Source organism: Parabacteroides sp. AM08-6, assembly GCF_003473295.1.
Lineage (GTDB): Bacteria > Bacteroidota > Bacteroidia > Bacteroidales > Tannerellaceae > Parabacteroides.
In genome coordinates, this window is record NZ_QRMP01000002.1 from 273,802 (window position 1) to 287,575 (window position 13,774).

Here is a 13,774-nt window from a genome sequence, read left to right on the forward strand (position 1 = left end):
GAATGCAAAAAGAATAATTGTTGAAATAAAAAAACACAATTGTCATTTTTACTTTCAACATATATTGAAAGTAAAAACGCTCGGTTGAAAAATAGAAAAACCAAAGGTGAATTTATGGATTTCCTACGTACTCCTTTTGTATACGTCCAATCCGTTATTTATATACAAATGTGAAAAAATGCCGGATGCCGTTTTATATCTCTTCGTCAATAATCATTCCACTACCCAGGCAAAGATGATGCTCCTTGTCGTAAACTACTCCATATTGTCCGGGAGCAATTCCTTGTATCTTATTGTCGGACTCGATGCGATACAAATCTCCGATACGGCGGATGTGGCCATGAGTGAATTCCGGCGTGTGACGGATTTTGAACGTAATTTCTTTTTCATCCGTAAAATCACCCCACGGATCTTCTGTAATAAAATCGAACCCGTGCAGGTTGATGGTTTTGCCATACTGTGTTTCCGGATCGTATCCGTTGGATACGTATATGATATTTCGTTTGATATCCTTTTTAATTACAAACCATGGTCCCCCGCTCAGACCCAGGCCTTTGCGCTGTCCGATGGTGTGAAACCAATAGCCGTTATGCTTGCCGAGCACTTTGCCTGTTTCCAGCTCGATAATTTTTCCGGTTCGTTTTCCGAGATAACGTTCTATAAAATCATTGTAATTGATTTTTCCCAGAAAACAGATTCCCTGGCTGTCTTTACGTTTTGCGCTTGGCAATTTTTGCTGTTCGGCTATGGCACGAACTTCACTTTTCATCAGGTGTCCGATGGGAAACATCAGCTTTTGTATTTGTAAGCGGGTGATTTGTCCGAGAAAGTCTGTTTGGTCTTTTACCGGGTCTTTGGCTGTCGACAACCATACTTTCCCGGCTATTTCGGTCGTTGTGGCGTAATGTCCGGTTGCTATTTTATCGAAATTTTTACCCCACTTTTCTTCAAAGCAGCCGAATTTGATGTATTTATTGCACATCATATCCGGATTAGGAGTAAGGCCACGCTTCACGGAATCTATCGTATAGCTGACAACTTGTTCCCAATATTCATCGTGTAAAGAAACAATCTCGAAACGGCATCCATATTTTTTTGCTATATACGAAGTGATTTCAATATCTTCCTCAGCAGGGCAGTCGATATAACCATCTTTGTCCTCCATACCTATACGAATATAAAAGATAGTCGGATTGTATCCCGCTTCTTTGAGCTGATGAACAACAACGGAGCTATCCACTCCTCCTGAAACTAATGCTGCAATTTCCATGAACTTAAGCTTATAATTATCCGTCGCAAAGGTACTGTAAATTTTTAAATTAGGAATTAGTGTACATTCTATATGAAAATCATAGTGTGAATCAAAAAAAATCTTATATTTGCGAATATTAAAAATAGAAGTTAATAATAAAAAGTAGAGCTGTTAACTTTAAATACGTCAAAAAAGCAACTCGTTTTTTCTACTTCTGTATAAAAAGTGTATGATATGGACCTTAGGTCTTTTATTTTAATATTTTGGGGGGGGATTTTGGTTTCCTGTAATCCGGTCAGAACCGAGTTGCCTGTTTTGCAAAAAGCCGAACAGGTAATGAGCTTGCATCCGGACAGTGCCCAGTCGTTGCTGGAAGGGATTCAGAATCCGGAAGAGCTTCCGAAAAAAGAATATGCAACTTGGTGCCTGTTGATTACACAAGCGCACGATAAGAATTTTGTGGAGCATACTACCGATTCCTTCATAAACATTGCATTCGATTATTTTGAAAAACAAAATGATGCCAAGCATTATGCTGCATCCCTGTTTTATAAAGGCAGGATTTTGCAAGATTGGAAGAGTGAAGACGAAGCTATCGCCTATTTTGTGAAAGCCTTGGATGTCGCGAAACATACGTCCGATGCCGGATTGCTTTTTTTAGTCTCTTCTTATTTAGGTTCTTTATACGTCTATCGCTCATTGCCGGAACAGGCATTGTGCTCCTATCAGGATGCATACCGGTATGCGATACAATCAAAAGACAGTTCTTGTATCTCTTATGCCTGTTCTTATTTAGGGAGAGCATATAGTCTTCAGACTGATTGGGAACAAGCTCTTTCCTGGTATGAGAAAGCAGCTCAGATTGCAGAGGAGTCAAATGAATGGGAGGCAAAAAGGGTTGCTTTGGAGGAAAAAATGGGAGTATATATAGCAGCCGGTCTACTTGACGAGCTATCGGGAATCATAGGTGAGATACAAAAAATGCAGAAGAAAAAGAATGGAGACCATAAAGAATTTTCTTTGTTGTTAGGTGGTGCCTATTATTATTTGGATGAGTATGAGAGTGCTGCATCTCATTTGAGACAGGCGCTTCAATCAGATAATCTGTATACTTTGCGTGATGCTTGTCAATGTTTATATTATTTATATGAAGAACAAGAGCAGTATAAGGAAGCTGTCAATTATAATAATATGTATTTGGCATATTTCGACTCCATTCAGAAAATGGAAAAAATGCAGATTATTATCGAGGCAGAACGAAAATATAACCATGAAAAAGTATTGCGGGAGAATCTTCAGCTTGCCTCAGCTAAAGACCGGATTGTGAAAATCGGGCTGCTGGTACTCGTTTTTTTACTGTGTATGATTTTGCTTATTATTTTTATTAATCAGAACAGGCTAAAGAAACGAAATTTGAAAATTTTGCAATTGAAGTCGGAATTGTCTGAAAATGAAAGAAGCATAAAGGAGAGTGATAAAGAGATTGCCGATTTGTCAGTACAATTGTTGGAACAACAAAAGGAATGTTCTTCTTTGGAGAAACGGATACAAGCATTGAATAGGTCGAATAAGCAGAATGAGCTTCAAAAAGAAAATCTGTCCGAACAATTAAAAATGAGAACAAAAGTTTTGGACCGTTTAGAAAAAAAGCATCAGCAATTGCAAGATACCGGTAAGCAACTGAAAGATGCCAATCGCTCTTTACGGCGTCAAATGCGTGGAATTCAGCTAAATGATTCGTCTGTGGTTTCTTCCGAAGAAAACAGACGGATAGAAACGATTCCTGTTTTAGTCCGTATGCAAAACAAGAAATCCCCTTTGCAAGCGATGGAGTGGAGAGAACTTTTTATCGTAATGGATTCAATGTATGAAAATTTTGTACAACGTTTAAGAGAAACTTACCCCAATCTGACGGAAGATGATTTGCGCCTCTGTTGTCTGATTAAACTAAGACATACAGATGAAGAAATTACTCAATTTTTGTCCATAGCGGAAGATTCCTTGATTAAGCGCAAACAACGCCTTCGGCATCGTCTGGATAAAGATAAAAAATGGGCAAAGAGAGAACTGGAAGCTTGGATTTACTCCATTTGATAACCGAAGAAGTAAAGTTGTCTATCTTGTGTTTCTGTTGCATTGTCTTGATTTATAGGTTTTTGTGCCTTATTTGTGGACTGTATGTACCTGTGAATTGTCTATTTGTATTCTGATTTTAGTCATGTACTTTTGTATTATTTATAAGAAAAAATAGGAAACTCTCTATTGATGTTAAATTTAAAAATATGAAAACAGAAATTATTTTTTTATTTGTTGTTGTTCTTTTTGGATGTAAGGGAACAGACAAAAATAAACTTGACGTAGATTATATATATATTCCTTCTGACAAGATAACAACGTTGGAGAAAATAGATTTTGATGAGCCTCTATTTATTGATAGCTGTTCTTTCATTCCATTGGAAACAATATCTGAGAGCGTTATAGGGGAAATAAAGCAAATAAAGATATATGATAATAAAATATATATATTTGATGTCAAAACACGTAGTATAAAAGTTTTTAATATTGAAGGGAGGTACTTGTGCGATATAGGTAAACAAGGACAAGGGGATAAAGAGTACATCAGTATTAATTCTTTTTTTATTAATACAGACGAAAACAAGGTCTGTATAGTTGACCCTCTCAAAAAATGTGTTCATGAATATGGTTTGAATGGAGACTATATTAGGAATGTAAAACCAAAGGTTTGGGGATTCCATTTTCCTTTGAACCTCGTATATTCTGACAAGTTTTTATATTGTGCTTTTAGTCTTTCTTATAACAATGATAAAGTTTATACAAAAATGTCTTCAGAAGATTATTCTGTTATAGAAGAATGGTCTACATATCCCCTCAAGCTAAACACACAGATGAGTGTGGTATTTTTAGACAACCCATTTAGTATTGTAAATACGGAAATGCATTATACCTCTTTATTCTCGGATACTATTTACAAATATGGAGAAGATGAAAAAAAACCTTATTTAGTTATAGAAACAGGAAAGCCTAATGTCCCTTTCAATTTTGTTGATGGAAAAAGTTATGAATATGAACCAGTAGAGGCCTTGGCCGAAATTTCTTCTTTTGAGAAATATTCTCCAGGTTTTAGTCTTTTGTTGGAAACAGATAGGTTTGTTTTCACAAAATTTGATTTGAATAAGGATTTTTATGTGATAGATAAAAAAACAGAAAAAGCTTATCATGTTATCACTCCTCCTTATCAGCTGGATATAATGTCTTCTAAATGTATAAATGGGAATGATTTAATCAAAGTTTTTGATCAAGAAGAGATATCCAATTATTTGCAATATGTGGAAACTGAAGGAGTTAAATATCCAAAACAAATACAAAATGTGATATCTAATTATGACTTGAATGAAGGTAATCCTGTAATACTAATTTATCATATAAAAAAATAATGAAATGAGAAATAGTGTGCTGCTTTTTTTATTAGTCACTTTTTTGTTTGGATGTAAGGGAACAGACAAAAATAAACTTGACGTAGATTATACATATATTCCTTCTGACAAGATAACAACGATAGAGAAGATTGGTTTTGATGATAACCGGTTTATCGATAGTTGTACATTTGTGACTTTAGAATCTTCGGAAGAAGCCATTTTTGGAAAGATTTATCAAATAGGAATACATGATGATAAATATTATATCTTGGATCATGCTACAAATCGGGTAAAAGTATTTGATTCTACCGGGAAATTTTTATCAAATATAGGGACTCCCGGAGAAGGTGTGGGAGAGTACCATTCAATATGTTCATTTGTGATAAATGAGAAGGAGAATAAGATATGTATGTTTGACCCTATGCCGTCATCTGTGCATGAGTATAGTTTGGATGGACATTTTCTGAAAAAAGTAAAGTATAGTGATGAGAGGTTTTCTTGTATGGAGGATGCTATCTGGAAGGATGGCTATATTTATTGTTTTTTGGACCAATCGCATTTTAATAGTATGATGTACTATAAGATTTCAGATAGGGACTACTCTGTTATTGACCAATGGGGCGAGTATCCGGTTAAACCTGAGCCGGGTATACAGGCAGGATATTCAATCGGTAAGCATCCCATATCCTGTTATGGGGATAATGTCAGTTGTATATCCTTGTATTCGGATACACTATATTCCTATAAAGAGGGAGAATTATCTCCTTTTCTTCTAATAGAAACAGGGAAACCCAATATCCCTTCTGATTATTTTAAAGGAAAATCTTTTGAATTTGAGCCTCAAGATGCTTACTTTCACATGCTTTTTGTAGAAGATTACTCTCCCGGTTTTTCTTCCTTATATGAAACGGATCGATATATCTTAACTTACTTTTTCCTAAAATGGGATTATTATTTGATAGATAAACAGACAAATGAAGCTTTCCATGTAAAGAATAGTAAATTTCCTAATTTTGGAAATATAGATTATGTTTGTGGAAACAGATTGGTGGAGATTTTTACCCAAGAAGAAATAGATTCTTATAAGGAAAGAATAGAGTCCGGTGAATTCCAATGTCCTGAATGTTTGAAAGATATTATGGAAAGGTATGATTCGGATAATGATAATCCAATATTGGTGGTGTATCATATGAAGAAATGAGGATGGATACCGACTACCTTGGATAATAATCCCATCATCATATTTAAGAAGTCTTTGAAATGAAGTATGATAGGTCGTGATGAAATATCTGGTAGATTTTAAACGAAAATATTAAATCAACAGGATTTGTTTAGCGGATATTTGTGAATAATCACAGAAAAAGTGCTGCCTGTCCATTCTGTTGTTTTATTTTATCGTTCTGTTTAATAGTTTGTTATGGTTTTTGTTCCGATGTTGTGTATATGAAAATTGTCTATTTTACTCTTGGTTTTTTCCCTATATATTTGCAGCATGAATTTCCAAATGAGAATGGTGTCAAGTAAATTTGTCATATTTGCAAGAGGAAAGGTTATAATGTTTTACTTAAAAAATTAGAGACATGAAAAACATGAAATTATTTCTGGGAGTTTTAACTTTAGCTTTTATTCTGGCTGCAAATTTGCAGTATGTATTTTCAGGATATGGTATCAAAACAGCAAGCACTTTGCATTTAAATGTTTTAGCGCAAAGTAGTAGTAGTGGTACAAGTAGTGGAGGAACGGGTAGTGGTTCTACTAGTGGTTCTTTTACAGGTAATTTTTGTGGAGATATTAATTATGCTCCTAATAGGTGTATAAATTCAACGCATATAGTTGAAGAGCATGAAGTAAACGGTAGTGGTGAATTGCTAATTGGCTCTGATATTGTAAAAACAGGACTGAAAAAGGGAACAAAGTATAGTGTTGTATATGACAAAAAAAATTGCGACAATGTTGTGGAAGGTTCTTGTTGCGATCAACGTAAAGTTGGAATATCAGTGGTAACTACAAATAAGCTTTAATGTTTACTTGGCATTGTTAAGAATCTTGTAAGATTCTTTGAACGTTTGAAGAGATATGCAGGTTGAATCTTTGACTTTAACCTGAGGTGAATATAGTAAATGTATGGAACTATAGAAATCGTTATGCGATTGTGTGTGCAAATTGTCTAGTCGTATTTTAATGTTCTATGAAGTGAAAAATGCGGATATGACATATTGTTAAAGTAAAGTTTAATGCCTGTTAAACAAATTCCTGTTTGGATAATATATCTTTTGTATTTTGATATGCATTGAACTGTATTTGTAAATATTTTATACTGCATATCCTGTTATGAAAAGCTGAATTATCGCTGGTTTTTATAACTTAATTCAGGATTTTGTTTAATAGTGCTTTTATACTATGGGTTGATAATAGATTGAGGATGAATGCTGTTTTTAAATTGCTTAAATGTATATAAACAGAATGTATTCCGTCTATTGTATAAAATGTGTAAAACGAAGGTTTAGTTTGCATGGTTGATAATGTGTAATATTTAGATTGTGGAAAATGCGGTATGAAGTTTGTAAAAGATATAGGTGTTATTGTTTTGTTTGTTTTATTATTATTTAGTTGTAATGAAAAAGAGAAACAATTAAAATTAACAGATGCTGTTTTTGTTAGTAAAAATGAAATTATTCGGATAGAAAAAATGAAATTTTCAGATGATAAATTTGTAGAAAATTGTTCTTTTGTTCCATTGGAAACGACAGATGCTAGTCTTATTGGCGAGATTAATCAGTTGGAAATGGTTGATAATAAAATCTATATATATGATAGTAAGACGACAGCGATAAAGGTTTTTGATGAAAAAGGCAAATATTTATATAATATAGGGAGTAGAGGAGAAGGAGCTGAAGAATATCTTTCTATTAAGTCATTCTTTATCAATACAGATGAAAGAAAAATATGTGTGTTAGACCCTCTTAGAAAAACTATTCATGAGTATGATATGGAAGGAAAATATGTCCGGGGGGTAAAGCCTGCAAATTGGAGTTTTTCTTTTATGTCTAAATTTATATATTTTGATAAATATCTTTATGGGGTTTTTGATGTTTTACAAAATACTGATGATGTTTATGCAAAAATATCAGTGGAAGACTATTCTATTGTAGATAAGTGGTCTACATATCCAGTAACAGTGAATACTCCGATATCGATTACTCTTTCAGGGCATCCTTTGAGTCCCACAAAGACAGGAACCCATTATATTTCACTATACTCAGATACAATTTATACATATAAAGATGGAAAGACAGCTCCTTATTTAATAATAGAGACGGGTAAACCTCATATACCGTCTGATTTTTTTGTTGGTAAAAGTTTTGAATATGAGCCTATAATAGCTTATACTGAAGTTCTGTCATCAGAGAAATATTCCCCTGGTTTTGATTGTATATTCGAGACTTCAAAGTATATATTTTTAAAATTTATGGCTATATCTAATTTTTATGTTTTTGATAAAGATACGAAAGAAACTTTTCATGTTCTTGAACCGTATTATTGTCTGAATTTTATGAACTCTAAATATGTAAATGGTGATGATTTGATTCAGATTGTAGATCAAGATAAAGTTTTAAATTATCGCGAAAGTGTAGAGATGGATGAAGGAGGTATCCCTGATAAAATAAGAGATGAAATACTGAATTATGATGTTTATAATGATAATCCTATTGTTGTAATTTATCATATTAAAAGATTTTAGTATCGAAAATATAATTTATCCGATGCTTTTTGTAAGTTTATAAATGATGGTTTTAAAATGAATTTTTGATATTTATAAAATAAAAAGTAGGTTGTGTCTAATTGTTGTAATTAGAAATATGAGATATAGATGTGTATTTATGAGAGTTTTGTATTGATTTTTATATGATGTTAAAGCTTTTATTGTTTTGTGGGTTAATGTGTTAAATTAAAGTAATGGACTGGACGCGTTTTCTGAATAAAAAATGTGAAAATGAAAAATGATAAATTTATAATTTGTTTGCTGTTTGTATTGTTCCTTTTTAGTGTTTTGATAACTTGTTCTTATTTGAACTTGAGAAGAACAATAAAATCAACATCAGTGAATCATAATAGTGCGCTGAATATAAATAGCTTATATGAACAGCTGTATGCTGAAATAAATTCTGATAATGTGATGATTAATTTGGATATAGAAGTGATGTCTTTTGACAAAAGTAAAACAATATTGAAAGATATTATTTCTCCTGATTCGATGTATTTGATTTTGAAATATCCGGGGACTTACTGTGATGATTGTATTGATAAGATTTATGAAAGGATAAAAATATTGAAAGATATGATGGGGGAGATTCACGTCCTTGTTCTTTATCAAGGGAGTTCTTTGCGTGAAATGAGAATTAAACTTCATGATGTTGATAATAGTATTCCTGTATATCTATTGAAAACGGGTACTTTGGGTTTGCCTATTGATGGTTCTAATTTGCCTTATCTGACTTTTGTGGATGATGGTAAGATATCCAAGCATACCTTAATAGCGAATCCGAATCAGTTGGATTTGTTGAGTGGTTATTTGCAAACATTGGCTGATAAGTATTGTGAAAAAGAAGAGACGACTGAGGAGATTATAGAAAATGAACATGAAAGAAGTACAAGAATTATACTCCAATAGGGTTTTATCGGTTGTTGCGATTGTAGTAGCGTGCATTGTGTGTTATGCATCTATTTCTGGGCATGAATTTATAACGGCGTGGGATGATGGGTGGCAAGTGATAAATAAATATACGGAGAGTTTTTCCTGGTATAATCTAAAGTTGATACTAACCGACTATTATTTCGGACAATATAGTCCGGTGAATCAGTTCTTTTATACTCTTATCTATTATTTTTTCGGGTATAATTCTACAGTGTTTCATCTTTTTTGTTTGTTGCTGCATATATTGAATAGTTTATTGGTCTATTTTATTGTTCGACGTCTTTTGCAAATGAATATCTACCGGGGATTAACGGTGAATAAAATAGACTATATCTCATTTGCTGTTGCGCTGCTTTTTGCGATTCATCCGTTGCAAGTGGAAGTGGTAGCTTGGATTAGTGCTTCTAAGATATTGGTGTTTGTGTTTTTCTATTTATGTTCCATCTGGTTCTACCTTCGCTATATACAAAAGGAAAGAATCTATGATTATTTATTAATGTTGTTATGCTTTCTGCTTTCTTTTGGTGGGAAGGAACAAGCTGTGACGCTTCTGGTTTGTTTATTTTGGATTGATTTTGCGTGCCGGCGTAACTTCCGGAGCGTAACATTGTGGTATGAGAAGATGCCGGTCTTTTTATTGACTTTGGTCTTTGTGTATATCACATTGGAATCGCATGCTTCTACTAATTCAGGCCTGATGGGGAATGAAGTTTTTTATCCGTTTATGCAGCGATGTGTTTTTGCTTGTTATTCCATTTGTGAATATGTGATAAAACTAATTCTCCCATTTAATCTTTTATATCTTTATCCCTTTCCGATAACAATCGGGGAAGCTTTGCCTTTTAGATTTTGGATTTATCCGGTCGTTCTTCTGATATTGGGATTCTGTTTTGGAAAGTTATTGTTGAAACGTCCTGTTTATTTGGGACTTTCTTGGTTCTTGATACATGTCGGGCTGATGCTTCACATCATACCGATGTCCCGGTTTAGCATTGTTGCAGATCGTTATGTATATCTTGCTGCTCCCGGATTATTTTTTATTATTGTCTGGTATTTCTTTGTCTTACTTGAAAAACAACCTCGATTTAAAAAGATTTGTATCGGAGTAGCTTGTGCCTGGTTGTTGTTCTTTGGAATACAGACGCATATAAGGACTTTTACATGGCATGATAATACGAGTTTGAAAATGAAAATGAATACTCTTTTGAAACAAAGAGAGGAGGAATTACATAAAACTAAATAATGGACAAGCGGAGTTTGTTTTTGATATTTGGCATTACTGTATGGATTATATTGTCGTTTAGTTTTAAAAACAATATTTTTGATACGGCAAGTCGTTATTTTGATTATTTTCAGTACGACAGCGAAAGTTTGGTGGTGGGGCGTCTTATCCTTTCGGAAAGAGATGGACTTGCTGCTCATGCAGGTTTTTTGGGAAAGGTTTACCCTGTTCCTTCGAGTACGGATCCGTTTTGGTATCAATATGAAGCTTATCGTAATCAATACGAGTTTGATACTTATGAGGCATATTACTCTCAGCCCGGTGTACAGGCTTTCTTGTATGGATTGTTCTGCAAAATAACCGGTTTGTCGGGAGACGATGCGTTAGAGTTTTTTTATTGGAATATAAGTCTATTTAATGGGCTTATCTTTACGCTGTTTCTCCTGTGGGTATTTTATCGATGGAAGTTGGCTACTGCAATCTTTACGTTTGTGACGATTTTATTTTCCCAATGGATTATTTATTTCGGCCATAATATATTTTGGGTTTTGGGTATATTTTACCTTCCTTTTGTCGTTTCTCTTTGGTATCTCCAATTTTGGGAGGAGAAAGTAAAGAGAACCGGTCTTCTTACTTTTGTTTTAATGTTTGTGTGTGTGTTTACCAAATGTTTGCTTACAGGTTTCGAGTATATAACAACCACGTTGGTGATGAGTGTTACTCCCTGGTTTTTTTATGGCTTCATTTATAAATGGAATTTGAGGACTTTCTTAAAACGTTTTACGGCTGTTTCTGCGGGTGCATTATCTGCCGTATTATTGACAATTTTTTGGTTGGCGATACAATTGTCTTTTGTGAAAGGAACTTTGAGTGAGGGATTCGACTATATATTTTATAGCTTGAATAGACGAACATACGTGGGCGGCAATACTGATATGGATTCTTTCTATATGGAAAGCCTGAAAAGTAATCTGTGGGATGTATTGGCTACCTATTGGAACGGGCATGCTTATGATTTGGCACATTGGTTTGAAGATGATGCTCTGCGTATTCTTAGCAAGGGAACTTTCGGCTCCTCCATTCTTTTCTTCTTTTTTGTCAGCATACTGGTATTGGTATCGAAATCAATTAAATATTTTCCCCGGTTTCGCCGACAACAAATCGCATTGACAATTACGTTGTGGCTCTCCTTGTTAGCCCCTCTTTCATGGTTTGTCATATTTAAGGGGCATTCCTATGTGCATCCGCACATGAATCACATTATCTGGCATATGCCGTTTATGCTGTTAGGGGCGGTGCTCACCGGAAGTATGTTTTGTTTTTATATCCGTACATGGAATTTTCGAAAAAAAATAAAATAGTATTCTTTTGTTTAATTTAATCTAATCTACAGTTATGACACCACGTATTGCGGTATTAATTCCCTGCTATAATGAGGAGCAGACAATTTCTAAAGTAATTGCCGATTATAAGTCTGTTCTGCCAGAAGCTGAAATTATTGTATATGACAACAATTCGACGGATAAAACTTCGGAGTTTGCTTTTCTATCCGGTGCGACTGTCTATAAAGAAGATAGGCAAGGCAAAGGGAATGTTATCCGCAGTATGTTCCGGTTGATTGAAGCCGATTGTTATATTATTGTAGACGGTGATGATACTTATCCGGCAAAAAACGCGCGTGAGATGGTGGATTTAGTAATAAATAAGCATATCGATATGGTCATAGGGGAGAGATTATCGTCGACTTACTATAAAGAGAATAAACGTCTTTTTCACAATGCCGGAAACCGTTTGGTCTGTTGGTTGATTAATACGCTTTTTGATAGCAATGTAAAAGATATAATGACGGGCTATCGTGCATTTGGCCGCACATTTGTAAAGACATTTCCTGTGCTCTCCAAAGGGTTTGAAATTGAAACGGAAATGACGATTCATGCATTGGATAAGAATTTTCTGTTGAAAGAAATACCCGTTGAATACAAAGACCGGCCCAAAGGAAGTACTTCCAAGCTTAATACGTATAAAGACGGATATAAGGTTTTGCGTACGATATTCATGCTATATAAAGAATATCAGCCATTGGCTTTTTTTAGTTGGCTGTCATTTTTTATATTTCTATTGTCCTTGATATTATTCATACCCGTATTGGTTGATTATATACAAACCGGATTAGTTCCTCGTTTTCCAACACTGATTGTTTCCGGCATCATGTTTCTATGTTCGCTTCAATGCTTATTTAGCGGATTAATCTTAGATATAATTGTAAAGAAGCATCGGCAGTTGTTTGAATTGGAATTGAACAAAACTAATCGGCCTTGAATGTGCTGTCGGTGTCAATCTTAGTGTTATATTTATTCTTTTTAACCATTCCGAATGTAAGCTTGTCTATTTATGTCGTTTTTGATTATTGTACTGATTTATTGATGTTTATATTAGTTGTATGTGCGTGAATATGTGAATTTATGCCTCTGAATTGTCCATTCTATATTCGGAATCTTCTCCGTTATTTTGCAATAATATAAATTCTAAATTATTATGAAGTATTTTTCAAAATGTAAATTGTTCCTGTTTTTATTAGGAAGTCTGGTTTGTTTTAGTGGTTCGGATATTTTAGCTTGTTCCAATATGGAGAGTGGGACAAAGACTGAGAATACGGAAAAAAAAGAAAAGAAACCAATTTGTTTGAAAGGCCACTTATCAAAAGATAAGCGTTCCATATCCGTGGATTGCCCAGTATCCGCTTATTGGGATGGTGAGTATCTGTATATTGAAAACAGGGATTTATCCTCTGATATCAATTTAACATTGTCGAAAAATGGTCAAGTTGTATGTGAAGAGGTGATACCTGCAGGTTCATCTCAAGTTGTAATCTATGTAGGGAAACTGAGTGTGGAAGAAATCTGTCATTTAAAACTGACTAACCAATGGGGAGACTGTTGGGTTGGAGAATTTGAAATGATGGAGTAGGATGGATTAGTAACAAATTAGGGAAAGAAATAGCCATGTGTGTCTTTTTAATTATATTAGAAAGAATACAGTGGCTATTTTGATTCTTGTAGCATTTTCGCTTCGAGAGGAGTTGGTTTGTGTTTGACTGTTTTTAATGTCAATGATTCTTTTATAGTATGAAATACTTTTGTTAGCTTTGGGGGTCGTTGGAGAATATT

General features: G+C 34.1%; 11 protein-coding genes. 10 read left to right on the top strand and 1 reads right to left on the bottom strand.

Translation table 11 applies throughout. The features are described 5' to 3' along the window. Positions 1-193: 193 nt before the first annotated feature. Positions 194-1,270, bottom strand: coding sequence for a tRNA 2-thiouridine(34) synthase MnmA (gene mnmA, locus DW103_RS02910; protein WP_122274161.1), 1,077 nt, complete (start codon positions 1,268-1,270; stop codon positions 194-196). Between the two features lie 216 nt (positions 1,271-1,486). Here mnmA and DW103_RS02915 point away from each other — a divergent pair, with 216 nt between their 5' ends. The 10 genes from DW103_RS02915 to DW103_RS02960 all read left to right on the top strand — a co-directional run bounded on the left by DW103_RS02915 (position 1,487) and on the right by DW103_RS02960 (position 13,574). Continuing rightward, complete coding sequence (locus DW103_RS02915) at positions 1,487-3,346, top strand: tetratricopeptide repeat protein (protein ID WP_122274162.1); 1,860 nt, start codon at positions 1,487-1,489, stop codon at positions 3,344-3,346. A 188-nt stretch (positions 3,347-3,534) separates the two neighbouring features. Then, a complete protein-coding gene (locus DW103_RS02920; RefSeq protein ID WP_122274163.1) occupies positions 3,535-4,707 on the top strand; it encodes a 6-bladed beta-propeller in 1,173 nt (390 codons plus the stop codon). 4 nt (positions 4,708-4,711) lie between these two features. Next, a complete protein-coding gene (locus tag DW103_RS02925; RefSeq protein WP_122274164.1) occupies positions 4,712-5,890 on the top strand; it encodes a 6-bladed beta-propeller in 1,179 nt (392 codons plus the stop codon). A gap of 379 nt (positions 5,891-6,269) precedes the next feature. Further along, positions 6,270-6,710, top strand: a complete 441-nt coding sequence (locus DW103_RS02930; protein WP_122274165.1) for a hypothetical protein — start codon at positions 6,270-6,272, stop codon at positions 6,708-6,710. Between the two features lie 533 nt (positions 6,711-7,243). Beyond that, a complete protein-coding gene (locus DW103_RS02935; RefSeq protein ID WP_122274166.1) occupies positions 7,244-8,431 on the top strand; it encodes a 6-bladed beta-propeller in 1,188 nt (395 codons plus the stop codon). A gap of 360 nt (positions 8,432-8,791) precedes the next feature. Continuing rightward, positions 8,792-9,361, top strand: coding sequence for a hypothetical protein (locus tag DW103_RS02940; RefSeq protein WP_147381168.1), 570 nt, complete (start codon positions 8,792-8,794; stop codon positions 9,359-9,361). Further along, positions 9,330-10,628 carry a glycosyltransferase family 39 protein gene (locus DW103_RS02945; protein WP_158576659.1) on the top strand — a complete coding sequence of 433 codons (1,299 nt, stop codon included), beginning with the start codon at positions 9,330-9,332 and terminating at the stop codon, positions 10,626-10,628. Before DW103_RS02940 ends, DW103_RS02945 begins: the two co-directional genes overlap by 32 nt. Further along, positions 10,628-11,968, top strand: coding sequence for a hypothetical protein (locus DW103_RS02950; protein WP_122274169.1), 1,341 nt, complete (start codon positions 10,628-10,630; stop codon positions 11,966-11,968). Before DW103_RS02945 ends, DW103_RS02950 begins: the two co-directional genes overlap by 1 nt. A 34-nt stretch (positions 11,969-12,002) precedes the next feature. Further along, on the top strand, positions 12,003-12,926 hold the full coding sequence (locus tag DW103_RS02955) for a glycosyltransferase family 2 protein (RefSeq protein WP_122274170.1): 924 nt from the start codon (positions 12,003-12,005) through the stop codon (positions 12,924-12,926). Positions 12,927-13,142: 216 nt separating this feature from the next. Further along, a complete protein-coding gene (locus DW103_RS02960; protein WP_122274171.1) occupies positions 13,143-13,574 on the top strand; it encodes a DUF3244 domain-containing protein in 432 nt (143 codons plus the stop codon). Positions 13,575-13,774 lie beyond the last annotated feature (200 nt).